General features: G+C 63.3%; 20 protein-coding genes. 6 read left to right on the top strand and 14 right to left on the bottom strand.

All coding sequences use genetic code 11. The features are described 5' to 3' along the window. The first annotated feature begins 66 nt into the window (after positions 1–66). The 3 genes from gabD (at position 67) to HU719_RS11060 (ending at position 4,446) form a co-directional block, all read left to right on the top strand. Positions 67–1,509 (top strand): NADP-dependent succinate-semialdehyde dehydrogenase, encoded by a 1,443-nt coding sequence (gene gabD / locus HU719_RS11070; protein WP_186519447.1) that lies wholly within the window; start codon positions 67–69, stop codon positions 1,507–1,509. A 183-nt stretch (positions 1,510–1,692) separates the two neighbouring features. Next, positions 1,693–2,970, top strand: a complete 1,278-nt coding sequence (gene gabT / locus HU719_RS11065) for a 4-aminobutyrate--2-oxoglutarate transaminase (protein ID WP_186519449.1) — start codon at positions 1,693–1,695, stop codon at positions 2,968–2,970. A gap of 129 nt (positions 2,971–3,099) precedes the next feature. After that, complete coding sequence (locus HU719_RS11060; protein WP_186535070.1) at positions 3,100–4,446, top strand: HDOD domain-containing protein; 1,347 nt, start codon at positions 3,100–3,102, stop codon at positions 4,444–4,446. 12 nt (positions 4,447–4,458) lie between these two features. Here HU719_RS11060 and HU719_RS11055 read toward each other — a convergent pair whose 3' ends face one another. Both HU719_RS11055 and desA read right to left on the bottom strand, forming a co-directional pair. Next, positions 4,459–5,448, bottom strand: coding sequence for a GGDEF domain-containing protein (locus HU719_RS11055; protein WP_186535079.1), 990 nt, complete (start codon positions 5,446–5,448; stop codon positions 4,459–4,461). 140 nt (positions 5,449–5,588) lie between these two features. Next, positions 5,589–6,773 (bottom strand): delta-9 fatty acid desaturase DesA, encoded by a 1,185-nt coding sequence (gene desA, locus HU719_RS11050; protein ID WP_186535071.1) that lies wholly within the window; start codon positions 6,771–6,773, stop codon positions 5,589–5,591. Positions 6,774–6,923: 150 nt separating this feature from the next. Between desA and dibA the strand changes: the two genes are divergently transcribed. Then, positions 6,924–8,819, top strand: a complete 1,896-nt coding sequence (dibA, locus tag HU719_RS11045; protein WP_186535072.1) for a phosphodiesterase DibA — start codon at positions 6,924–6,926, stop codon at positions 8,817–8,819. A gap of 23 nt (positions 8,820–8,842) precedes the next feature. Here the strand turns inward: dibA and HU719_RS11040 are convergent, their stop codons facing one another. The 11 genes from HU719_RS11040 to tcyJ all read right to left on the bottom strand — a co-directional run bounded on the left by HU719_RS11040 (position 8,843) and on the right by tcyJ (position 19,549). Further along, on the bottom strand, positions 8,843–10,096 hold the full coding sequence (locus HU719_RS11040; RefSeq protein WP_186535073.1) for a HipA domain-containing protein: 1,254 nt from the start codon (positions 10,094–10,096) through the stop codon (positions 8,843–8,845). After that, positions 10,093–10,320, bottom strand: a complete 228-nt coding sequence (locus HU719_RS11035; RefSeq protein WP_186535074.1) for a helix-turn-helix domain-containing protein — start codon at positions 10,318–10,320, stop codon at positions 10,093–10,095. Before HU719_RS11035 ends, HU719_RS11040 begins: the two co-directional genes overlap by 4 nt. Positions 10,321–10,502: 182 nt before the next feature. Beyond that, the gene (locus HU719_RS11030) at positions 10,503–11,147 is read right to left on the bottom strand and encodes a methionine ABC transporter permease (protein WP_186519458.1); all 645 of its coding nucleotides are present in this window, start codon (positions 11,145–11,147) and stop codon (positions 10,503–10,505) included. Beyond that, positions 11,137–12,246, bottom strand: a complete 1,110-nt coding sequence (locus HU719_RS11025) for a methionine ABC transporter ATP-binding protein (RefSeq protein ID WP_186535075.1) — start codon at positions 12,244–12,246, stop codon at positions 11,137–11,139. Before HU719_RS11025 ends, HU719_RS11030 begins: the two co-directional genes overlap by 11 nt. 1 nt (position 12,247) lies before the next feature. After that, entirely contained in the window at positions 12,248–13,048 is an 801-nt protein-coding gene (locus HU719_RS11020) for a MetQ/NlpA family ABC transporter substrate-binding protein (RefSeq protein ID WP_186519462.1), read from the bottom strand. After that, positions 13,041–14,429 carry an LLM class flavin-dependent oxidoreductase gene (locus HU719_RS11015; protein WP_186535076.1) on the bottom strand — a complete coding sequence of 463 codons (1,389 nt, stop codon included), beginning with the start codon at positions 14,427–14,429 and terminating at the stop codon, positions 13,041–13,043. Before HU719_RS11015 ends, HU719_RS11020 begins: the two co-directional genes overlap by 8 nt. Further along, entirely contained in the window at positions 14,429–15,610 is a 1,182-nt protein-coding gene (locus tag HU719_RS11010) for an SfnB family sulfur acquisition oxidoreductase (protein ID WP_186519466.1), read from the bottom strand. The genes HU719_RS11015 and HU719_RS11010 overlap by 1 nt, the downstream gene beginning before the upstream one ends. Positions 15,611–15,686: 76 nt before the next feature. Further along, on the bottom strand, positions 15,687–16,928 hold the full coding sequence (locus tag HU719_RS11005) for an SfnB family sulfur acquisition oxidoreductase (RefSeq protein WP_186519468.1): 1,242 nt from the start codon (positions 16,926–16,928) through the stop codon (positions 15,687–15,689). Positions 16,929–17,325: 397 nt separating this feature from the next. After that, entirely contained in the window at positions 17,326–18,087 is a 762-nt protein-coding gene (tcyN, locus tag HU719_RS11000) for an L-cystine ABC transporter ATP-binding protein TcyN (RefSeq protein ID WP_186519470.1), read from the bottom strand. 2 nt (positions 18,088–18,089) lie between these two features. Further along, the gene (gene tcyL, locus HU719_RS10995) at positions 18,090–18,758 is read right to left on the bottom strand and encodes a cystine ABC transporter permease (RefSeq protein ID WP_186519472.1); all 669 of its coding nucleotides are present in this window, start codon (positions 18,756–18,758) and stop codon (positions 18,090–18,092) included. Continuing rightward, a complete protein-coding gene (gene tcyJ / locus HU719_RS10990; RefSeq protein WP_186519474.1) occupies positions 18,755–19,549 on the bottom strand; it encodes a cystine ABC transporter substrate-binding protein in 795 nt (264 codons plus the stop codon). The genes tcyL and tcyJ overlap by 4 nt, the downstream gene beginning before the upstream one ends. 368 nt (positions 19,550–19,917) lie before the next feature. Between tcyJ and epsC the strand changes: the two genes are divergently transcribed. Continuing rightward, positions 19,918–20,835 (top strand): serine O-acetyltransferase EpsC, encoded by a 918-nt coding sequence (epsC, locus tag HU719_RS10985; RefSeq protein ID WP_202883361.1) that lies wholly within the window; start codon positions 19,918–19,920, stop codon positions 20,833–20,835. Positions 20,836–21,229: 394 nt separating this feature from the next. Next, positions 21,230–23,191: a choline transporter BetT gene (betT, locus tag HU719_RS10980; protein WP_186519520.1), complete on the top strand. Its 1,962-nt coding sequence runs from the start codon at positions 21,230–21,232 to the stop codon at positions 23,189–23,191. Positions 23,192–23,433: 242 nt separating this feature from the next. Here the strand turns inward: betT and tauD are convergent, their stop codons facing one another. Then, the gene (gene tauD, locus HU719_RS10975; RefSeq protein ID WP_186535077.1) at positions 23,434–24,267 is read right to left on the bottom strand and encodes a taurine dioxygenase; all 834 of its coding nucleotides are present in this window, start codon (positions 24,265–24,267) and stop codon (positions 23,434–23,436) included. Between the last annotated feature and the right edge of the window lie 2 nt (positions 24,268–24,269).

The following is a 24,269-nucleotide window of genomic DNA, read 5'->3' as shown; positions in this document are numbered from 1 at the left end:
CTGACGGCCGCCCGCGTTATGGGCGCCTTTTCAACAATCAATAATTCGCAGTAAAGGGAAGCCGACATGCAGCTCAAAGACGCTCAGTTGTTCCGCCAGCAGGCCTTCATCAACGGTGAATGGCTGGATGCGGACAACGGTCAGACCATCAAGGTGACCAACCCGGCCACCGGTGACGTGATCGGTACCGTGCCGAAGATGGGCGCTGCCGAAACCCGTCGCGCCATCGAAGCTGCCGACAAAGCGCTGCCGGCCTGGCGTGCCCTGACTGCCAAAGAGCGTGCCGGCAAGCTGCGCCGCTGGTTCGAGCTGATGATCGAGCACCAGGACGACCTGGCCCGCCTGATGACCACCGAGCAAGGCAAGCCGCTGGCCGAAGCCAAGGGCGAAATCGCCTACGCCGCCTCGTTCATCGAGTGGTTCGCCGAAGAAGCCAAGCGCGTCTATGGCGACGTCATTCCCGGCCACCAGCCGGACAAGCGCCTTATCGTCATCAAGCAGCCTATCGGCGTTACCGCGGCCATCACCCCGTGGAACTTCCCGGCGGCAATGATCACCCGTAAAGCCGGCCCAGCCCTGGCCGCCGGCTGCACCATGGTGCTCAAGCCTGCTTCGCAGACCCCTTACTCGGCCCTGGCCCTGGTCGAACTGGCTACCCGTGCCGGCATCCCGGCTGGCGTGCTCAGCGTCATCACCGGCAGCGCTGGCGAAGTCGGCTCCGAGCTGACCGGCAACTCGCTGGTACGCAAGCTGTCCTTCACCGGCTCCACCGAAATCGGCCGTCAGCTGATGCAAGAGTGCGCCAAGGACATCAAGAAGGTTTCCCTGGAGTTGGGTGGCAACGCCCCGTTCATCGTGTTCGACGACGCCGACCTGGACAAGGCGGTCGAGGGCGCGATCATCTCCAAGTACCGCAACAACGGCCAGACCTGCGTCTGCGCCAACCGTATCTACGTGCAGGACGGCGTCTACGACGCGTTCGCCGAGAAGCTCAAGGCTGCGGTGGCCAAGCTGAAGATCGGTAACGGCCTGGAAGAAGGCACCACCACCGGCCCGCTGATCGATGGCAAGGCTGTAGCCAAGGTCCAGGAACACATCGAAGACGCCGTCTCCAAGGGCGCCAAGGTGCTGTCCGGCGGCAAGCTGATCGAAGGCAACTTCTTCGAGCCGACCATTCTGGTCGATGTGCCGAAAAACGCCGCTGTCGCCAAAGAAGAGACCTTCGGCCCCCTGGCGCCGCTGTTCCGCTTCAAGGACGAGGCTGAAGTCATCGCCATGTCCAACGACACCGAGTTCGGCCTGGCCTCGTACTTCTATGCGCGCGACATGAGCCGCGTGTTCCGTGTGGCCGAAGCCCTGGAATACGGCATGGTGGGTATCAACACCGGCCTGATTTCCAACGAAGTGGCACCGTTCGGTGGCATCAAGGCCTCGGGCCTGGGCCGCGAAGGTTCCAAGTACGGCATCGAGGACTACCTCGAAATCAAATACCTGTGCCTTAGCATCTGATCCGGCACTCGCTGTTTTTACCTCTGCCAGCGGGGCGCGAGAGCGACGCCTCGCTGGTCTTTTTGACATTGCAGTACCTGGTGGCCAGGGTGTTCGCGACAGTCGATCAACGAATACTGATCACGCACGTTCCAGCCACCCCCGAATAAAAGCGCCGTTTCCATCGGCGCGAATGAGGGCATTATGAGCAAGACCAACGAATCCTTGATGCAACGCCGTATCGCCGCCGTCCCACGTGGCGTTGGCCAGATCCACCCGATCTTCGTCGAGTCGGCGAAGAACGCGACGGTAATCGACGTTGAAGGCCGCGAACTGATCGACTTCGCTGGCGGCATCGCCGTACTCAATACCGGCCACCTGCACCCGAAAGTGGTTGCCGCTGTGCAAGAGCAGCTGACCAAGGTCAGCCACACCTGCTTCCAGGTGCTGGCCTACGAGCCCTACGTCGAGCTGTGCGAAAAGATCAACAAGCTGGTCCCAGGCGACTTCGAGAAGAAGACCCTGCTGGTCACCTCCGGCTCCGAAGCCGTTGAAAACGCCGTGAAGATCGCCCGCGCCGCCACTGGCCGTGCCGGCGTCATCGCCTTCACCGGCGGCTACCACGGCCGCACCATGATGACTCTGGGCCTGACCGGCAAAGTCGTGCCGTACTCGGCAGGCATGGGCCTGATGCCAGGTGGCGTGTTCCGCGCGCTGTTCCCGAGCGAGCTGCACGGTGTCAGTGTTGACGACGCCATTGCCTCGGTAGAGCGCATTTTCAAGAACGATGCCGAGCCGCGTGATATCGCTGCCATCATCCTCGAGCCGGTACAAGGCGAAGGCGGCTTCCTGCCAGCGCCTAAAGAGCTGATGAAGCGCCTGCGCGCGCTGTGCGACCAGCACGGCATCCTGCTGATCGCTGACGAAGTACAGACCGGCGCTGGCCGTACTGGCACCTTCTTCGCCATGGAGCAGATGGGCGTCGCGCCTGACCTGACCACCTTCGCCAAGTCCATCGCTGGCGGCTTCCCGCTGGCCGGTGTGTGCGGCAAGGCCGAATACATGGACGCCATCGCCCCGGGCGGCCTGGGCGGCACCTACGCCGGTTCGCCGATCGCTTGTGCGGCGGCCCTGGCGGTTATCCAAGTGTTCGAGGAAGAAAAACTGCTGGACCGCAGCAAGGCTGTTGGCGAGCACCTGACCGCTGGCCTGCGTAAAATCCAGGCTAAACACGCCATCATCGGTGACGTGCGCGGCATGGGTTCCATGATCGCGGTAGAAGTGTTCGAGAAAGGCACCCACACCCCGAACGCCGCTGCTGTTGCTCAGGTGGTGGCCAAGGCGCGTGACAAGGGCCTGATCCTGCTGTCCTGCGGCACCTACGGCAACGTCCTGCGGATTCTCGTGCCGCTGACCGCCGAAGATGCCCTGCTGGACAAAGGCCTGGCCATCATCGAAGAGTGCTTCGCTGAACTCGGCTGATGTGACCCGCTTCAGAAAAAACCCGCCTCGGCGGGTTTTTTTGTGCCGTTTGCAGGCGTGTGGCGCTAAGGTTGTAAGAGGAATCCGTGGAAGCTGCGATGGATCGCGTGTCATTACTGGAGATTCGCCATGAGTGCGGCCGACCCCTTACCCCCCCGCGTGCTGATCGTCGAAAGCGACCCTTGGGTGCGCGACATGCTCAGCGAGATGCTGCTTAGCGTGCGCTGCGATGCGCGCCTGCAGATCTGCGCCGATGGCGCGCAGGCGGTCACCGCGCTGGCGGCCAACCCTGACCTGATCATCGCAGCCCGTGAACTGTCCGGCGTCGATGGCCTCGACCTGCTGCGCAAGGTGCGCGCCAAGGGCGCGCGCGCGGGCCTGCCGTTCATTCTGCTGAGCAATCGTGCCGACAGCGCCAGTGTGCGCGAAGCGTTGCCGCTGCAGCCCACCGCCTACCTGAGCAAGCCGCTCGACATGGACAACCTGCGCAAGCGCCTGGAGCACCTGCTGCTCGATGCCGGTCAGCAGGTTGCCTGCCCGGTCCCGGCGCTGCAAGCGGGTGCCCGGCTTGTGGACTTTCTGGAACAGCGCCGCGCCACTGCCGATGGCGGCCCGTTGTTCGCCGATGTGGAGGTGGCGATCAAGCGCGCCCTTAACCCGCACGGGCTGGACCTCAAGGTGTTGGAGCAAGAGGTGCGCAGCGACCCGCAGATCACCGGTGTGCTGATTGCCGCTGCCAATAGCGCAGCGTTGCACCGCGATGGCTCGGTGCAAACGCTGTTGCAGGCGTTGAACAAGCTCGGCAGCACCCAGAGCATGAACCTGATCCTGGGCCTTACGCTCAAGCGCAGCGCCCGCCTGAGCGACCCGCTGCTGGCGCGGCATGCGGCGCATTACTGGAACCTGTCGCTGCATACCGCCGAGTACGGCCGCACCTTGGCGCGGCAGTTGGAGGTCGACGAAGAGCGCTGTTATTGCGCCGGGCTTTTGCATTGCCTGGGCGATCTGGCGGTGTTGCGGACGTTGCAGGAGTGGCGCCTGGCCGGGGGCGAGCTGGATGAAGACCAGGTGCAATTGTCGCTCAACGAGTTCGGCGCCCCGTTCGGCTCGGCGCTACGGACTCGCTGGCGCTTGCCGCTGGATCTGCGCGAGCTCATTGCCGCTGTCTATCAACTGGGCGGCGGGGTGTATTCCCGCGAGATCCTCGCCATGAGCCTGGCCGGGCAGATGGCCCGGCTCAAGCCCAGCGCCGGGCTTGAGAAGATTGCCGGCGGCAAGACTGCGCGCTTGCTCAAGCTTGGGCTGCCCGAGCTTACCGCGCTGCGCAAGGTCAACCCGCATGCGGTGGCCGAGGAAGAGGCCGAGCGCCAGGCGGCGCTGGCCCGCGAACAGGCGGCGCAGCAGGATGAGGTGGAGGGTACGGTAGGCGAGGGGGAGGCTGTTTCGGATGAGGCTGTCAAAGCCAGCCCTGAATAGCGCTTCAGAAAATCAGCCCAGTACGATCTGATTCTTGCCCTGCCGCTTTGCCTGGTACATCGCGGCATCGGCACGGGCATACAGGGTGTCCAGCGTTGCGTCTTCATCGCGTAGGCCGGTCAGCCCCTGGCTGACGGTCACACCATAGGTTTGCTCGCCATGGCTGAAGCTCAAGCGCTGGATCTCGCGCTGCAGGCGCTCGGCGATCTGCTCGGCGACCTCTGCTGTGCAGCCGGGGAACACCGCCGCGAACTCTTCACCGCCAATGCGCCCGAACAGGTCGCCCCGGCGTAGCACGGCCTTGCCACTGTCGGCGATGCGTTGCAGCACCTGGTCGCCTTCCTGGTGGCCGTAGCTGTCGTTGATGAGTTTGAAATCGTCGATGTCCAACAGCAAAAACGCCATGGGCGTGCCGTCTTCACGGGCCTTCTCGAAAGCCTGCTGGGCACACTCGAAGAAGTGCCGGCGGTTGCTGCTCTGGGTGAGCACATCGGTGGTGGCCAGGCGTTGCAGTTCGCCTTCAAGCTGCTTCTTTTCGGTGATGTCTTCAGCAATACCGACGATGATCACCCGCGGGTCACCCTCGCGCTGCTGGTTGATGTAGCACTTGTCGCTCAGCCAACGCACTTCGCCCGCGGCGTTGATGATGCGGTACTCACGGTCCTCGACGGTGCCCTTGACCAACACTTGCGCCAGGCTGCGCTCGGCGTATTCCAGGTCGTCGGGGTAGATCGCATCGCGCCATTCGTTGTAGTCGGCCATCACCAGGCTTGCGGGGCGCCCAAAAATGCGCTCGAACGCCGGGCTTACATAGAGCACCTGGCGGGTTTCCCAATCGAAGGCCCACAACGCTGCATTGACGCTGTCGAGCAGCGACGAATACAGCTGCTCGCGTTCACTGAGGCGCGCCACTTCACCCTGGGCGTGCAGCAGGGCGAGTAGTGTTTGGGCAGCCTCGGGGCGGGGGCCGCCGGTGGGCAGGGTTGGGCGGTCTTTGGCCATGAGCACGAAACGAATCTCGACGAAGGGCGTGCGGCCTGGGACCGGCCCGCCACGCGGGCGATGTGCCGGGTTTGAGTCGTTGCGCGGGGGTAAAGTTCCAGATGTCATGCCCTGTTGCAGGGCATGGCGATCAGCGGGCGTCAGGCGCCGGTGGGGCGCAGCGAGTAGGTTTTAAGCTGTGCGGCGAAGTCGCGCAGCGACTGGATACCACTGGCTTCGGCCTCGTGGACCCAGTCTTTCATGGCCGCGAGCATGTCATGGCCGTTGGCGCTGGTGCGGGCCCATATCTGCTGCAGGGCAAGGCGTTTTTCGTAGATGGTCTTCAGCGCCTGGCTGTGCGCCAGCATCGACTCGATACGCAGGTGATGACGGTCCTGCAGCAGGCTGGTTTCACGCGACAGCAGGCGCTTGGCGCGGCGGAAGTGATGCCGCACCGAGGTGTCGAGATTGCCGACTTCCTGCTTCACCAGCGGCGCGATGACCAGCTTGCGGTACTGCGCCATGATCTGGAACCGGTTGTTGAGGATGGCCATGGCGGTGTCCATGTCCAGCGAGGCCTTGCCCTCGACCCGGTGCGCGATAGGCGCCACACGCTGCACCTTGGCCAGGCGCAGCATGCTCAGCAGGCGGATCCACATCCAGCCCATGTCGAACTCCCAGCGGCGCACCGACAGCTTGGCCGAGTTGGGGTAGGTGTGGTGATTGTTGTGCAGTTCTTCGCCGCCAATGATGATGCCCCACGGCACCAGGTTGGTGGCAGCGTCACGGCACTCGAAGTTGCGATAGCCCACGGCATGGCCCAAGCCGTTGACCACGCCGGCCGCCCAGAAGGGAATCCAGGCCATTTGCACGGCCCAGATGGTAATGCCGATGGTGCCGAACAACAGCAGGTCGATGACTGCCATCAAGGCGATGCCACCGAGCTTGTAGCGCGAGTAGAGGTTGCGCTCGATCCAGTCGTCCGGGCAGTTTTTGCCATAGATGCGCAGGGTTTCGGGGTTGCGTGCCTCTTCGCGGTACAGCTCGGCGCCCTTGCGCAGCACGGTGCCCAAGCCCTTGTGCACGGGGCTGTGGGGGTCGTCCGGGGTTTCGCATTTGGCGTGGTGCTTGCGGTGGATGGCTGTCCACTCGCGGGTGTTCTGCGCCGTGGTGAGCCACAGCCAGAAGCGGAAGAAATGCTTGAGGCCTGCGTTGAGTTCGAGCGCGCGGTGCGCCGAATAGCGGTGCAGGTAGATGGTCACGCTGACGATGGTCACGTGCGTCATCAGTAGGGTGACGCCGACCAGTTGCCAGGCCGACAGATCGAGCAAACCGTAATACCACATAACGGGAAAGACCCTCGGAAAAACAGGGAAACAGCGGTTGCATTATCCCTTGGCAGTGAAATAAAACCAGTCGCCCTTTTGGATAGGAAGTCACAGGGTGTTTCAGCCTTTATAATGCCCCCTTAATTTCAAAGGGCTCATCCACCCGACATGTCCGTTTCCGTTCGCGACGCCTTGCGCATGGCCGCGCTTTACGTGGTGCTTTCGATCCTCTGGTTGGGGCTCTCGGAGCTGTTGTTGCAGCGTATGGCGGATACCCCGCTGGCCTTGGCCATCGGTCGGCAGATCAACCTGGTGGTCTGGGTGCTGTTCAGCGCCGTGCTGATTTTTGTCTCGCGCGCACGGCTGCTCAATTTCATCGGCGCCGGTGCACGGCTGCGCAGCGAGGACCGCGAGCGCCTGCGCATGGCGGCAGCGGTGTTCGACAGCACCCTGGAAGGGGTGCTGGTCACCGACCGTAACGGCCTGATCGTGCACGTCAACCGCGCTTTCATGCGCATTACCGGTTACCAGCAGGACGAAGTCATCGGCCAGCGCCCGAGCAAGTTCAAGTCTGGCCGCCATGGGGCTGCGTTCTACCAGCAGATCTACACCACCCTCACCGAGCAGGGCGAGTGGAGTGGCGAGATCTGGAACCGGCGCAAAAGTGGCGAGATCTACCCGCAATGGCAGACGATCCGCGCCATTTGTGACGACAGCGGCGAGCTGAGCCATTACGTGGCGGTGTTCAGCGATATCAGCGCGATCAAGCACAGCGAGCAGGAACTGGCCTTTCTGGCCCACCATGACCCGCTGACGGGCCTGCCCAACCGCCTGTTGTTCAACGACCGCGCCGAACAGGCGATTGCCGCTGCGCAGGCCAACAAGCGCGGTTGCACCTTGCTGCTGCTCGATCTTGACCACTTTCAGAGCATCAACGACGGCCTGGGCCATACCATCGGCGACCAGTTGCTCAAGCTGGTGGGCGAGCGCCTGCGTGAGGTGCTGGGCACCAGCGTGACCCTGGCGCGCCTGGGGGGCGACGAATTTGGTGTGCTGGCCGAAAACTGCCAGCAGATCGGCCATGCCGGCAAACTGGCGCAGACCATCATCGAGCGGCTGCGCGAGCCGTTTCTGTGCGATGACCATCGCCTGTTCATCAGTGCCAGCATCGGCATCAGCCTGTTCCCAAGCGATGCGCTGAGCGCCGAGCAACTGCTGCGTAACGCGGATTCTGCGCTGTTCAAGGCCAAGAACAACGGCCGCGCCTGCTATGCGTTGTACACCGAAGAGCTGACCGCCCACGCCCAGCACCGGGTAGAAACCGCAGGTGAACTGCGCCGGGCGCTGGAGCAGCAAGAGCTGCGCGTGTTCTTCCAGCCGGTGCACGACCTGTTCAGCAGCCAGATGGTCGGCGTCGAGGCGCTGGTGCGCTGGCACCACCCGGAGCGCGGCCTGGTGCCGCCGGGGGAGTTCATCCCGATTGCCGAGCGCACCGGGCTGATCGCTGAAATCGATGCCTGGGTACTTCGCCAGGCCTGCCGGCAGATGGTGCAGTGGCAGGCGCAGGGCAAGCACTTGGAGTTCGTTGCGGTGAATATCTCCAGCCGCCTGTTCGGCCAGCACGAGCTGTTCCGCGAGGTGGCCGATGTGCTGCACGACACCGGCCTGGACCCGGCGCTGCTGGAGCTGGAAGTGACCGAAAGCGCGGTGATGGAAGACCCTGAAGTGGCGCTCGAACAGTTGCACCGCCTGCGCGAATTGGGCCTGAACCTGGCCATCGATGATTTCGGCACCGGTTATTCATCACTGCTGCGCCTCAAGCGCATGCCGGTGCAGAAACTCAAGATCGACCAGGGCTTCGTCGCCGGCTTGCCGTGCGATGAAGACGATGTCGCCATTGTGCGGGTGATCATCGCCCTTGCCCGCAGCATGGGCATGAAGGTGCATGCCGAAGGGATCGAGCAGGCCGAGCAGGCGCGCTTTCTGCTGGAGCAGCAGTGCCAGCTGGGGCAGGGCTACTGGTTCGGCAGGCCCGTGCCCGCGCAGGAGCTGCGCTGGGGGTGAGGCTTCGGTGCTTGCCGATACCCTCAGCTTTTGAGTCTCAGCACCATATCTCGAATAACCCCATGCACGATTCGTCGCACCAGCCGCGCCTCGCCGGCAGTCAGGGTATGAACATGCGCCTGCAAGAGCTCCTGGGCCCGGCTTTCAATCACAGTGGCCAGCTCATCGATGATTTTTTTGCCCAAAATGCTCGGAACGCCGATCGCCTCACCCAGGCTTAACACACTGTTGCGCGTGACTTCTGCGTGAGTACGCACCCCATCAGGTTTCCAGACCAGCTCAGCGTCGAGCCACGGCGCCGATGTTTCGCCGTAGACCGCTGTACACAGCAGGTCGTAATGCGGCGCCAGATAGCATGCATCGGCTTGCACATGGAACGACAGATTCTTTAGATGCGCATCGTTGTTTCCCACCAGAATGTTGAAAACCAGCCAGCGGAACAGGCGCATCCGTGTCTGCGCCACATTACGCACGCGGGCCAGGATTTTCAGTAGTGTCTGAACGGTTGCCTGCTGGTACTTGAAGCTTTTGTCCAGCGTCAGCAATTGGCATGCATCCAGTACGTGCAGGCGTTCCAGCTCGCCTTGCCGCAAGCGGCGGTCGAATCGCTCGATCAGATAGACAGGCTCCGGCACCCGTCGCAGCGCTACGGGCGGGACATCAAGTTTCATGGCTTGCGCCAGGCTCATTACAAACCATTCATTCACGGCAGTCGCATCGTACAGCTCGCGCTGCGGGTGATCCGGCTTGAGGATGTGGGTTGAAGCCGTACTGCCGACGGGCTCTGACAAAACGCCGTCGATCATCACGATCGGCAATTTGTGCTGTGCACCGGCCAGGGACATGCGCTTGGGCGCGCCTGTCGTCAGGGCAACGCGCGGCAGATTGCCGATGCGCTCACTCAGTTGCGAGTCGCTCAAGGGTTTCAAGCCTTGGAGGCGGACCTGCTCGCCATCGTCCAGCAAGGTAATCGCCCCGGCAGATTCAGCCCCGTAATAGCCCAGCAGGCCGAACGCATCGGCAAACGCGATACGCGCGTCGCTCGCCAGTAATTCGCGGGCATGCTCCTCCGGCAGAAGGTTGTCGAAGAACCACTGCACAGGGCGTTGCGATGAGCCATCGACGATTGCCCCTTTGTTGCGCGGGAGCGCTGGGGAAAGATCGTAACCGTCGCTACGTTCGGCCCATTCCGATGTGTATTCCAGGCTCCATATGCCTGCGTCATCACGCAGCGTGGCGACATGCTGATCGTTGATGAAAACTTCGAGCTTTCTCATTCGTCGCGAACGTCCACATACAGGCGGATGCCCAGTTCCTGCATGATCTGAAGCACACTGCCGACGGACACACTGCCTTTACCCCTTTCGATGTCTCGCAGCAAGACATGGCTTTTACCCACCAGCAGCGCGAGATCGGATTGAGTGATCCCTTGGGACTTTCTGGCGTGGCGTATGGTGCTGCCCAGGTCATCAGCAGTGAGGATCTGACGCAATGGGTTCATGGGATTCGCTCGTTAAAAACGAAATAATAGCTTCGATTATGCTTTCCTGTGAGTGCCACGACCTAAAAGCTAAGTTTTATTTTAGTTTTTTGCTATTTAATCTGTTGTGAGCATAAAAACGAAGACATAGTTTCGTTTTGTGCGGTGCTGTCTAACCTGGCTTTCAGCGCACGGAACGCTGTTCAGCGCTTGTTCAACCCCTTCGCCAGCCGGTCGCCGCCCACCTGAATAACCGCCACCAGCACCACCAGCATCACGATTACCGTCAACATGATCTGGCTGTCGAAGCGTTGGTAGCCATAGCGGTAAGCGATGTCGCCCAGCCCGCCGGCGCCAATGGCCCCGGCCATGGCGGATGAGTTGATCAGCGTTACCAAGGTGATGGTAAAGCCGCCGACGATGCCCGGCAGTGCCTCGGGCAACAGCACGTGCCAGACGATATGCCAGCGCCGGCAGCCCATGGCCTGGGCGGCTTCGATCAGGCCATGGTCGACTTCGCGCAGGCTGACTTCGGCAATGCGCGCAAAAAACGGCGTGGCGGCGATGGTCAATGGCACCACGGCCGCCCACACCCCGTAGGTAGTGCCGACCACCAGCCGGGTGAAGGGGATCAGCGCCACCATCAGGATCAGGAACGGGATCGAACGGAACAGGTTGACGATGGCGCCCAGCACGCGGTTCAGCGCGGGCGCTTCGAAGATGCCGCCCTTGTCGCTGGTGACCAGCAGCACCGCCATCGGCACCCCGACCAGCAGCGCCACCAGCGAAGACACACCGACCATCAGCAGGGTGTCGAGCAAGCCTTGCAGCAGGCGATCAATCCACATGGCCCAACACCTCCACATCGGCGGCCCAGCGGCGCGCGCGTTCGAGTAGTTGCGCGGTGCCCAGCGGCGAGCCGCGCACCGCAAGTATCAATTGCCCCAGCGCATGCTCGCCGATGGTCTCGATGCCGCCTTGCAGTAGCCGCACCGTGCCGCCCAGGTCGGTGAACAGTTCGCTCAGTTGCGGCTCGCCGACCAGTTGCAGGCGTAGCACCACGGCGGCGCTTTGGCTGCTGGGGCTGGCGCGCAGGCTACCTTGCAGGCTGGCCGGCAGCCGCGCCTGAAGCGGTGCCAGCAAGGTGCGGGTGACGTCGTGGCGGGGGGCCCCGAACACCTGCCAGACCTCACCCTGTTCCACCACCGCGCCGCGTTCCAGCACCACCACGCGGTGGCAGATATCGCGGATCACCGCCATTTCGTGGGTGATCAGCACCACGGTCAGGCCCAGGCGCGCGTTGATATCGCGCAGCAGCTCAAGAATCGAGGCAGTGGTCTCTGGGTCCAGCGCCGAGGTGGCTTCATCGCACAGCAGAATTTCCGGGTCATGCACCAGCGCCCGGGCGATGCCGACCCGCTGCTTCTGCCCGCCAGACAACTGCGCCGGGTACACATGGTGCTTGTCGGTCAGGCCCACCAGCTCCAGCAACTCGCGCACCTTGCGCTGGCGCTCAGGTTTGCCGACCCCGGCCACCTTCAGCGGCAGCTCGACGTTCTGCCACACGGTCTTGGCCGACATCAGGTTGAAGTGCTGGAAGATCATGCCAATGCGCCTGCGCAGCGCGACCAACTGGTTTTCGTCGAAGGGCGCGATATCCACCTGGTCGATCAGCACCCGGCCTTGGCTCGGCTGTTCCAGGCGATTGATCGTGCGCAGCAACGATGACTTGCCGGCGCCGCTGCGGCCAATGATGCCGAAGATCTCGCCACGGCGGATGTTCAGGTCGATGCCGTGCAGCGCAGGCTGGGCCTGCCCGGGGTAGGTCTTGCCCAGGCCGATGAAGCGCACATGGGCCTGATTGACCTCCGGGCGCAGCACCTGCTCGGTGGCAAGCGCGGGTGTGCTGTGCGCAGTAGGCGCCTTGAGGGCGCGGGCCTGGCTCATGTCAGCCTTCCCAGCCGGCCTGGTACAGCGAGCCGTGGGCTTTGTCGAGCGCGGCACGCACGGCTGGCGAGTGCTGGTAGATGTCGACGAACTTGGCCAGGCGCGGGTCGTTTTTCTCTTGCGGGCGGATGACGAACTGGATCACGTATTCCTTGTTTTCCAGGCCGTCGAACAGCAGCGCCGAGGTGGCATCGAAGGTGTTGGCCAGGCGGATGTACGCCGGGTAGCCCTGCACCAGGTCGGCGTCATCGTAGGCACGCACCAGTTGCACCGCCTCCACCTGCAGAATCTTGATTTTCTTCGGATTGGCGATGATGTCGTCTTCGGTGGCCTTGTAGCCGACCCCGGGCTTGAGGGTAATCAGCCCGGCCTTGGCCAGCAGTTGCAGGCCGCGCCCGCTGTTGATCGGGTCGTTGGCGATGGCAACGCTGGCGCCTTCGGGCAGCTCGGCAAAGCTTTTGTACTTTTTCGAGTACAGGCCGACGTTGTTGATGATGCCGGGCGCATAGGGCACCAGGTTGAAGCCGGCGGCGGCCTTGGCGTTTTCCAGGAATGGAATGTGCTGGAAGTAGTTCACGTCGATGTCGCCGCTGTTAAGGCTCACGTTCGGCGCGATCCAGTCGCTGAACTCGATCAGCTTCACCTCAAGGCCTTGTTTGTGGGCCTCTTCGACGGCGGCTTCCAGAGGGATGGCGAATGCTGCCGTGGTGCCGATTTTCAGCGGCTCGGCGGCAAGTACCGTGGCCGACAGGCCGAGGCCCAGGGCAATGGCCGCAACGGGCCGGAACAGTTTTTCAAGCATGGTGCAAAGCTCCAGTCGGGGCGGTTTGGGGTGTGCGGTAGGTAGCGCCTGGGTGGTCGGCAGGCAGGTGCGGATGGTCGCTGGCGAAGAGTTTTTCGCGCAGCGTGCCCTCGGCGTAGGCGGTCTTGTAGCGGCCGCGCTGTTGCAGTTGCGGGACCACCAGGTCGATGAAGGCCTCGAAGCTTTCCGGGGTGACAGTGCGGGTCAGGTTGAAGCCGTCCAGGCCGGTGTCGTCGATCCAGCTGATCAATTGCTCGGCCACCTGCTCGGGTGAGCCGACCAATGTCACGTAGCGCCCGCCAAGGGCGTGCTGTTGCAGCAGGCGCCGGCGCGTCCAGGCGTTTTCCTGCAACTGGCGGGTGGCGGACTGGATGGCGTTGCCTTTGCTGAAGGCAATCGGCTCGTCCAACTCGAAGGCCGCGAAGTCGATGCCGGTGGAGGCGGCAAAGTGCGCGACCCCGGCCTCGGGGCTGGCATAGCGCAGGTACTCGGCGTGGCGCTCGTGGGCTTGCTGCTCGGTCGGCGCGACGATCACTGTGATGCCCATGAATACTTTGATGGCATGCCCATCGCGGCCAGCGGCGCTGGCAGCCGCGCGCACCTTGTCGACCTGGGCGCGGGTGCCGGCCTTGTCCTGGCCGCTGATGAACACGCATTCGGCATGCAGGCCGGCAAAACCCAGGCCCCGTGCCGAGCTGCCGGCCTGGAACAACACCGGCGTGCGCTGCGGCGAGGGCTCGCACAGGTGGTAGCCCTCGACATCGTAGAACTCGCCGTGGTGGCGCACCTTGCGCACCTTGGCCGGGTCCGCGTACACCCGCTGGGCGCGATCAGCCAGCACGGCATCGTCGTCCCAGCTGCCTTCGAGCAGTTTGTAGAGCACTTGCAGGTATTCGTCGGCCTGGTCGTAGCGGCGGTCGTGCTCGGGCTGCGCGTGCAGGCCCATGGCGCGGGCGGCGCTGTCCAGGTAGCCGGTGACGATGTTCCAGCCCACCCGGCCATTGCTCAGGTGGTCAAGGGTCGAAAGCCGCCGGGCGAACAGGTACGGCGCCTCGTAGGTGAGGTTGGCGGTGATGCCGAAGCCCAGGTTGCGGGTCACGCCAGCCATGGCCGAGACCAGCAGCAGCGGGTCGTTGACCGGCAACTGGATGGACTCCTTGAGGGTCACGTCCAGCGACTGGCCATAGACATCGTAGGTGCCGACGATATCGGCAATGAACAACCCGTCGAACAGGCCGCGCTCGAGCAACTGCGCCAGCTCTGTCCAGTAGGCCAGGGTCTTGTACTGGGTGGAGGTGTCGCGCGGATGGGTCCACAGCCCATGGTTGATGTGGCCGATGCAGTTCATGTTGAACGCATTGAGCAGAATCTGCCTGGCCATCAGATGGTCCCCCGGCGTGGCGGGTTTTCGTCGTTGAGGTAGTAGTTGCCGATGGCGTGGTATTTCCAGCGCACCGGGTCGTGCAGGGTGTGCACGCGGGCGTTGCGCCAGTGGCGGTCGAGGTTGTGCTCGGCCAATGTGGCCTGGCTGCCGGCCAGTTCGAACAGTGTGGTGCCGGCGGCCAGCGAGATTTCGGTGCTGATCGCCCGCGCCTCGGCCACGGCGATGGACGCGGCGGCGACGTTGTCGGCGCTGCTGTCGTGTTGGGCGCGGTCGAGGATCTCTCCGGCGCGTTCCAGCAAGGCTTCGGTGGCGTGCAAGCGGATCGCCAGGTGGCCGAAGCTCTTGAGCGTCAGTGGGTCATCGCAGGCTTTGTCCAGGCCGGAATCGACCCAGGGCCGGCTGCGGGTGCGCACGAAGTGCAGGGCGTCTTCGAAGGCTGCGCGGGCAATGCCGGTGTCGATGGCTGCGTGGAGAATCTGCGCCAGTGGGCCGACCGTGGTTGGGCGCTCGAAGGCGCTGCCGAACGGCACCACGTCTTCGCTACGCACCTGCACGTTGTCGAATACCACCGAGCCGCTGCCGGTGGTGCGTTGGCCGAAGCCGCTCCAGTCATCGATCACTTGCAGGCCGTGGCTGTCGGCGGGGACGAAGGCCAGGTGCTGGGCATCCTGTTCATCGATGACCAAGGTCGGGATACGTTGGGCGTACAAGGCGCCAGTGCAGTAGAACTTGCGGCCATTGATGCGCAACTGGTCGCCGTCGCGGGTCAGGCGGGTGGTGCGCTCGTGGGCATTCTTGGTGCCGATTTCGGCCAGGGCATTGCCGAAACGCCGGCCCGCCAGCACTTCGGCGTACAGGCGCTGCTGTTGTTCGGGGGTACCGTTAACGCGCAGCACTTCCAGGGCGTAGTAGTGGTTCTGCGGGATCTGCCCGATGGAGGCGTCGGCCTGGGCGATGCGGGCAACGACCTTGGCCAGGGTGGCGTTGGACACGCCCGCGCCGCCAAAGGCCTTGGGCACGCTGATGCCCCACAGGCCCGATTGCACGAAGCGGTCGAGTTCGGCGTGGGGCAGGCGGCGCTCGCGGTCGCGGGTGGCGCTTTCAGGGCGCAGCAGCACGGCGATTTCTTCGGCGACAGCCAGGGCCTGGGCGTCGCTGGTGATAAGGGATGCAGTCATGGTGCTCTCCGAGGGCCCATCGCGGGGCAAGCCCGCTCCCACAAGGGGGCTGGCTTGCCGGTTGATGGGCAATGTTTCAGATCCAGGAATGGCGGGCGGGCAGGGTGCCGTTGAGGTAGTAGGCGCCGACCGCGTGGTACTTCCAGCGCACCGGGTCATGCAGGGTGTGCACCCGGGCATTGCGCCAGTGCCGGTCCAGGTTGAATTCGGCAAGGCTGGCGCGGCTGCCGGCCAGCTCGAAGAGCTTTTCGCTGGCTTGCAGGGCGATCTCGGTGGTGAGCACCTTGGCTTCGGCCACGGCAATCGAGGCACGGGCGGCGGAGGCGGCGTCGATGGGCGCGGCGTTGACTTCGTCAAGCACCCTGCCGGCCTTGCGCAGCAGCGCCTCGGCGGCATGCAAGTCGAGTTTCAGGCGGCCGATGTCGGCGATGACGTAAGGGTCATCGCTGGCGCGCTCGACCTTGGCTTCGATCCACGGCCTGGATTTTTCACGTACAAAGGCGATGGCGTCGTTGATGGCGGCTTCGGCAATGCCTGCGTCGATGGCCGCCTGCACCAGCTGCGAGCTGGCGCCCTGGATATTCGGCACGTCACGCTGGCGCCAGTTGTCCAGCACCAGCTCTGCCTCTACCGGTACCTGGTCCAGCAACACGGTGCCGCTGGCGGTGGTGCGTTGGCCGAAGCCTGACCAGTCGTCGACGATGCGCAGGCCAGGGCTGCCACGGCGCACGAACGCCAGGCGCTGGCGGCCTTGGTCATCCAGTGCCTTGACCGTGACCCAGTGCGCGTACAGGGCGCCGGTGGAATAGAACTTCTCGCCGCTGACGACAAAACCTTCGCCTTCGCGGGTGATGCGCGCCTTGAGGGTGAGGGTGTCCTTGGTGCTGCGCTCGGGGCCGGCATTGCCGATACGCCAGCCGTCCAGCACCGAGCGGAAGATGCGTTGCTTCTGCGCTTCGGTGGCGGTCAGGTTGACCAGTTGCAGCATGCCGAACTGGTTCTGCGGGATTTGCCCCAGCGCCGGGTCTGCGGCGCTGATCAGGCGGAATACTTCGGCAGTGGTTTCGAAGGAGACTTGCGGGCCGCCATAGGCCTTGGGCACGCTGATGCTGCCCAGGCCGCTGCGGGTGAACTGTTCGATTTCTGCCCACGGCAGCTTGCGTTGCTGATCGCGGCGCGAGGCTTGCTGGCGGGCGGCCTCGGCCAGTTCGCGGGCGGCTTGCAGGGCTTCTGCGTCGTTGCGCAGCACCTTGGCCGGCAGCAGCGGTGGCGAGCTGTCGATATCGCTATGCAGGGGTTTGGTTGGCTGGCTGGACATCAGTGCCGCTCCTTGGCTGCACTCAATGCCCTGGCGTTACGCACTGGGGTGATTGTGACCCTGACCATCGTTGACCTCACAAAATAGTTGGGGCCGCCTTATTGGTTGGCGGCCGACGTTTGCTGGTCCGGTGGTCCGGTGGATATACCCTAATGGCTTATTAAAAGTTTATGAACTAACTCTTTGGAATATGAATAGAAGAGCTGGGTTGGTGGTTTTGCACAAGTCTGCTCTGCTCCCATCGCAAAACCATAAGCGACGCGGTCTTTTGTGTAGGAGCGGCCTTGTGCCGCGATGGGCTGCAACGCAGCCCCAGTGTCTGTGCTTCATGCGCAATCGCTGGGGCTGCGTTGCAGCCCATCGCGGCACAAGGCCGCTCCTACCGTGTAAAGCTGTATCAATCCTGCGCTGCTGCAGTACCCAGGAACTTGCTCAGAAACTGCCGCGTGCGCTCCTGCTGGGGGTTGGCGAACAGCGCCTTGGCCTCACCCTGCTCGACGATCACGCCCTTGTCGAAAAACACCACGCGGTTGGCCACATCCCGGGCAAAGCTCATCTCATGGGTGACGATGACCATGGTGCGTTTCTCTTCGGCCAGGCCACGAATGGTTTCCAGCACTTCGCCCACAAGCTCCGGGTCGAGCGCCGAGGTGGGTTCGTCGAACAGGATCACCTCAGGCTCCATGGCCAGCGCCCGGGCGATGGCCACGCGCTGCTGCTGGCCACCGGACAGGCGCCGCGGGTAGGCGTCTTCACGCCCGGCCAGGCCAACCTTGGCCAGTAGCCTTCGGCCAAGCTCGATGGCTTGCTCACGCGGGGTCTTCTTGACGATCACCGGCCCCTCGATGACGTTTTCCAGGGCCGTGCGGTGCGGGAACAGGTTGAAGTTCTGGAACACGAACCCGGCCTGCTGGCGCAGACGGCGGATCGCGCCTTGCTGGCTGCCCAGCGACACGTTGGCGTCGATACGGATGTCGCCCACCTGGATGCGCCCGGCGTCGGGGGTTTCCAGCAGGTTCAGGCAGCGCAGGAAGGTGGTCTTGCCCGAGCCGCTGGGGCCGATGATGGCCACCACTTCGCCAGGCTGCACGGTCAGGTCGATGCCCTTGAGCACGGTCTGGCCATTGAACCGCTTGGTCAGGCCTTCTACTACGATCATCTTCAGCGCTCCACGTCGTGCTGGTTGACCCGCGCTTCCATGCGGTTCTGGAAGTGCGCAAGGATGCTGCAGAGGACCCAGTAGATCACTGCCACCGCCACGTACATGGTGAACACTTCAAGGGTACGCGCGGTAATCAGCTGCGCCTGGCGGAACAGCTCGGGCACCTGGATGGTGGCCGCCAGCGCGGTGTCCTTGACCAGCGAGATAAAGCTGTTGCCCAACGGCGGCAGGGCTGTGCGCAGCGCCTGCGGCAGGATCGCCCGGCGCATGGCCTGGGTGCGGGTCATGCCGATGGACGCTGCAGCTTCCCACTGGCCACGGTCGATCGAGGAGATCGCCGCACGCAGGATTTCACAGATATACGCCGCCATGTTCAGCGACAGGCCGATCAGCGAGGCGGGGATGGGGTCGAGTTCGATGCCGATCTGCGGCATGCCGAAGTAGATCACGAACAGCTGCACCAGCAGCGGCGTGCCTCGGAAGAACGACACATAGATACGCGCCAGCCAGTCCAGCGGCAGGATCTTCGACAACCGCATCAGCGCCAGGGCAAAGCCCAGCACCAGGCCGAAGAACATGCCGCCAACGCTGAGCAGCACCGTGTAGCCTGCGCCCTTCAACAGGAAGGGCGCGGAGTCGGCAACGAGTTGCAGGCTTTCAGGGATCATTGGGTGACATCAGCACCGAAGTATTTCTCGGACAGCTTGGCCAGGGTGCCGTCAGCCTTGAGCTTGTCCAGCGCCTTGTTGATGGCGGCCAGCAGCTCCGGTTCACCTTTGCGCAGGGCTACGCCGCTTTCGAGGCGCGAGAAGGCATCGCCAGCCAGCTGGGTGTCCTTGGCTTTTTGCGCGTATTCGAGTGCGGCCAGGCGGTCGACCAGAATGGCGTCGATACGGCCGTTGCGCAGGTCGGCAAACTTGCTTGGGTCGTCTTCGTAGGTGCGCACGTCAGCCTTAGGCACGTCCTTTTTCACCCACTGCTCGTAGTTGGTGCCCAGGCCCACACCGACCTTTTTGCCGGCCAGGTCCTGTGCGCTCTTGATGTTCAGCTGCTCGGCCTTTTTCTTCAGGATCAGCGCCTGGATGCCGGAGATCGTGTAAGGCTCGGAGAAGTCGTATTTCTTCTTGCGCTCGTCAGAGATGGTCACCTGGTTGATGACGACGTCCAGCCGCTTGGACTCCAGGGCCGCAAGGATGCCGTCCCACTTGGTTGGTTGCACCTTAGCCTTGACGCCAAGCTCCTTGGCCAGCAGCTCGGACAGCTCGACTTCGAAGCCGGTGAGCTTGCCGTTTTCGTCCTGGAAGCTGAACGGTGGGTAGGTGCCTTCGAGGCCGACGTTGATCACGCCCTTTTCCTGGATGGTCTTCAGTTGCTCGCCGGCAAAGGCCTGGCCGAGCAGGCCTGCACCCAGCAGCAGCGCCAGGCTTGCGTTGAGGATCGGTTTGGCGAATCTGGTCATGTGTGGCCCCGCGCTTGTGGTGTAAGTAGTGGGTGGCAACTATAAAGGTGGGCTGTATAGGCCTGGAAATAATAAAAAAACCGGTTGTTATTCCCTGTGAGCAGATTGCCATCCCGTGGCAGGGTTGAGGGTAGTCACGAATGGACGGCCCGTCAGCGTTGCTTATGCCCGACTGCGCGCAGAATGGAATAAAGCGTTGTTTTTTCCAAGAGGGGGATTTGTCGTATGGTGATGGCACTACAACTCTGAGCACTTGTGGGAGCGGGCTTGCCCCGCGAGCGCCATCGCGGGGCAAGCCCGCTCCCACGGGGACAAGCACCCGGAAAATGGCCTGGCAGGAGAACACCGTGAGCGAACACCCAATATCCATGCAGTGGCAGCTGCCTGCCATTGTCAGTGGCCTGCGTAGCGCCCGTGAACAGTGGCGCAGTGGCAATGGCCGGTGCAGCGGCGAGCATGGCGGGCGTGAATTGCCCTCGCGCGAGGCGCTGCGCCAGATCCTCGAACACCTGTGCGGTGCGCTGTTCCCGATGCGCCTGGGGCCTGTAGACCTGCGCGAAGAAAGCGAAGATTTCTATGTTGGCCACACCCTCGACGTGGCCCTCACTGCACTGCTGGCGCAGGCGCGCCTGGAGCTGCGCTACGCGGCCCGCCACGGCAAGGCCGACGTCGAGAACGTCGACGCCCATGCCCTGCGCCTGATTCAGGGCTTTGCAGCCGCCTTGCCGCAGCTGCGCGTGCTGCTGGACACCGATGTGCTGGCCGCCTACCACGGCGACCCGGCTGCGCGCAGCGTCGATGAAGTGCTGCTGTGCTACCCCGGCATTCTTGCGGTGATTCACCATCGCCTTGCGCACCATTTGTACCAGGCTGGCCTGCCGCTGCTGGCGCGGATCATCGCCGAGTTGGCGCATTCGGCAACCGGCATCGACATCCACCCCGGCGCGCAGATTGGCCAGAGCTTCTTCATCGACCATGGCACCGGCGTGGTAATTGGCGAGACGGCGATCATTGGCGAGCGGGTGCGGATTTACCAGGCTGTGACGCTGGGCGCCAAGCGCTTCCCCAGCGACGAATCGGGCACCCTGCACAAGGGCCTGGCGCGTCACCCGATTGTCGAGGACGACGTGGTGATCTATGCCGGTGCGACCATTCTGGGCCGCATCACCATCGGCAAAGGCTCGACCATCGGCGGTAACGTCTGGCTGACCCGCAGCGTGCCGGCTGAAAGCAACATCACCCAGGCCAATCTGCAGCTTGATTGCGAGGGTAAAAAGGCGCTTTGAGCAGTCGCGGCTCGACGCGGTCAGGCGTGTATGAGCGGCCTGGTGCCTCAGGGTATGTGCCTTATGCAAGATCGCAGGGTCGCCGGGGGCGCTTCGCACCCCTTTCGCGGCACAAGGCCGCTCCTACAAAGACCGCACTCAGCTGCGTTTTTGATGTCTGTGACATGACCCGTATGCAACCAGGGCGGCACCGCCGCTCAGCCCTTGCGGGTCGCATTGATAGTCAATCCATGTTTAACTTGAACGCTTGTTCAACGAAAAAACGCTGGTCCATTGCTGGTGTTCAAAAGGAGGATCCGCCTTTGCTGAACCCGTTCAATCCGCACCTCCCGTGCCACGAGGTGCCTGTTCGATGAGTGCATCAACCCCCTCCCTTGCCAACGGCAAGGTCCGCATGAACCCCCCGGTGTTCTACTTCGCGGCAAGCTTCATTCTGATCTTCGGCCTTGTTGTAATCGCCTTCCCACAGGCCTCTGGTGAGTGGCTGATGGCTGCGCAAAACTGGGCGGCCAACACGGTCGGCTGGTACTACATGCTGGCCATGACCTTGTACCTGGTGTTCGTGGTGGTTACCGCGCTGTCGGGCTACGGCAAGATCAAGCTCGGCGCCGACCATGACGAGCCCGAATTCAGTTATCTGTCCTGGGCGGGCATGCTGTTTGCCGCCGGTATCAGCATTACGCTGTTCTTCTTCTGCGTCTCCGAACCGCTGACCCATATGCTCCAGCCCCCGGTGGGCGAGGCGGGTACGGCCGAGGCCGGGCGCCAGGCGATGCAGATACTGTTCCTGCACTGGGGCCTGCATGGCTGGGGCGTGTTTGCCTTCGTCGGCATGGCGCTGGCCTACTTCGCCTACCGCCACAACCTGCCGCTGGCGCTGCGTTCGGCGCTGTACCCGCTGATCGGCAAGCGCATCAACGGGCCGATCGGCTATGCAGTGGATGGCTTCGGCATCATCGCCACAGTGTTCGGCCTGGGCGCCGACATGGGCTTTGGCGTGCTGCACCTGAACGCTGGCCTGGATTACTTGTTCGGCATCAGCCACAGCCAGTGGGTGCAGGTGCTGCTGATTACCCTGATGATGGGCGCTGCGGTGGCCGTGGCAGTAGCCGGGGTCGAGAAGGGCGTGCGGGTGATGAGCGACATCAACCTGTTCCTGGCCTGCGCGCTGTTGCTGTTCGTGCTGTTTGCAGGCCCTACCCAGCACCTGTTCAACACCCTGATCCAGAACCTTGGCGATTATCTGGGCGCCTTGCCGCGCAAGAGCTTCGATGTTTACGCCTATGGCGAGCAGCGCGACTGGCTGGGCGGCTGGACGGTGTTCTACTGGGCCTGGTGGATTGCCTGGGCGCCGTTCGTTGGGCTGTTCATTGCGCGCATTTCGCGCGGGCGTACCATCCGCGAGTTCGTCTTCGGCGTGCTGCTGATTCCGCTGGGCTTCACCCTGGCGTGGATGTCGATCTTCGGCAACAGCGCGCTCGACCAGGTGATCAACCACGGCATGACCGCGCTGGGCCAGTCGGCCATCGACAACCCGTCGATGAGCCTGTACCTGCTGCTTGAGACCTACCCGTGGAGCAAGACGGTGATCGCCGTGACGGTGTTCATCAGTTTCGTGTTCTTCGTCACCTCCGCCGACTCCGGCACCGTGGTGCTGTCGACGCTTTCGGCCAAAGGCGGCGATGCCGACCAGGACGGGCCGAACTGGCTGCGCATCTTCTGGGGTGCAATGACCGCGCTGGTGACCAGCGGCCTGCTGTTTGCGGGCAGCATCGACTCATTGAAGTCGGCGGTGGTGCTGACGTCGTTGCCGTTCTCGCTGATTCTGCTGTGCATGATGTGGGGCCTGCACAAGGCCTTCTATCTGGAGAGCCAGCGGCAGATTGCGCAGATGCACTCGCTGGCGCCGTTTGCCCAGTCGCGCCGTGGTCGTGGTGGCTGGCGGCAGCGCCTGAGCCAGGCTGTGCACTTCCCGTCACGTGATGAGGTGTACCGCTTCATGGACGACGTGGTGCGCCCGGCCATCGACGACGTGCGCGAGGTGTTCGAGCAGAAGGGCCTGGTGCTGGTGACCCAGGACGACCCGAGCCATGACAATGTCAGCCTCAAGGTGGGCCATGGCGAGGAACAGCCGTTCATTTACCAGGTGCAGATGCGCGGCTACTTCACGCCGTCGTTCGCGCTGGGTGGGCTGGGTGCGCAGGAGTTGAAGAACCGCCGTTATTACCGGGCGGAGGTGTACTTGAGCGAAGGCAGCCAGAACTACGACCTGGTGGGCTACAGCAAAGAGCAGATCATCAACGACATCCTCGACCAGTACGAGCGGCACATGCAGTACCTGCATCTGGTCCGCTGATAGCGTCGGTGTAGTGGGTGGCTCTGTGGTTTTGTGCAAGCTCGTTCTCGCCAGACATGTCTCCTTGTGGCGAGCGGGCTTGCCCCGCGTTGGGCTGCGAAGCAGCCCTATAACCCAAGGGTGACCCTCAGGGCTGGTGCGCAGCCCAACGCGGGACAAGCCCGCTCACCACAGCTGTCTCTGTGTGGCGCCAGCCTGCGATGAGGCCAGCACAGGTTTGCACAATACCCGCCGTATTCTCATCAGAACGGCGCATCCCCCAGAATCGTCGCCCGGTGCATCACCCGCCGATTCGGCCGGTAATCATCCACCGCAAAGTGCTGGGTCACGCGGTTATCCCAGAACGCCACGTCGTTTTCCTGCCAACGCCAGCGAATGCTGAACTCTGGCCGGGTGGCATGGGCAAACAACAATTTCAGCAACGCCTCGCTCTCGTATTCATTGAGCTCGTTGATGCGCGTGGTGAACCCTTCATTGACGAACAACGCCTTGCGCCCGCTGACCGGATGGGTGCGCACCACCGGGTGCGTCAGCGGCGGGTTGTTGCGCCGTGCCGCTTCCCAGCGCGCCAGGTCTTCAGGCGTGGTGCCAAAGCGCTCAAGCGGGAATGACTTGGTGAAATCGTGGGTGGCCGTGAGGCCATCAAGCATTTGGCGCAGCGGCGCCGAAAGTGCTTCAAACGCCGCAATGCCACTGGCCCACAGGGTATCGCCACCGTAGGCCGGCAGTTGCTTGGCGCTGAGCACCGCACCCAGCGCCGGGGTGGGTAAAAAGGTCACGTCGGTGTGCCACACGGCGTTGTCGCGCACGTCGGTCACGGCGGTGTCGAGCACCAGCACCTGCGGGGTTTCGGGCACGTTGGGGTAGATCGGGTGGATATGCAGGTCGCCGAAGCGCGCGGCAAAGCGGGCTTGCTGCGCCGGGGTGAGCGGCTGCTCGCGCAGGAACAGCACCTGGTGCTGCAGCAGCGCCTGCTCGATGGCGTCACACTGCTGGGCAGTGATCTCGCGGCTGATATCCACACCGCTGATCTGCGCGCCCAGGGCCGGGCTCAAGGGGGTAATGGTCAGGCTCATGG

It is taken from the genome of Pseudomonas farsensis, from assembly GCF_014268805.2.
Taxonomy (GTDB): domain Bacteria; phylum Pseudomonadota; class Gammaproteobacteria; order Pseudomonadales; family Pseudomonadaceae; genus Aquipseudomonas; species Aquipseudomonas farsensis.
This window is presented reverse-complemented; position numbering and strand designations above follow the sequence as displayed.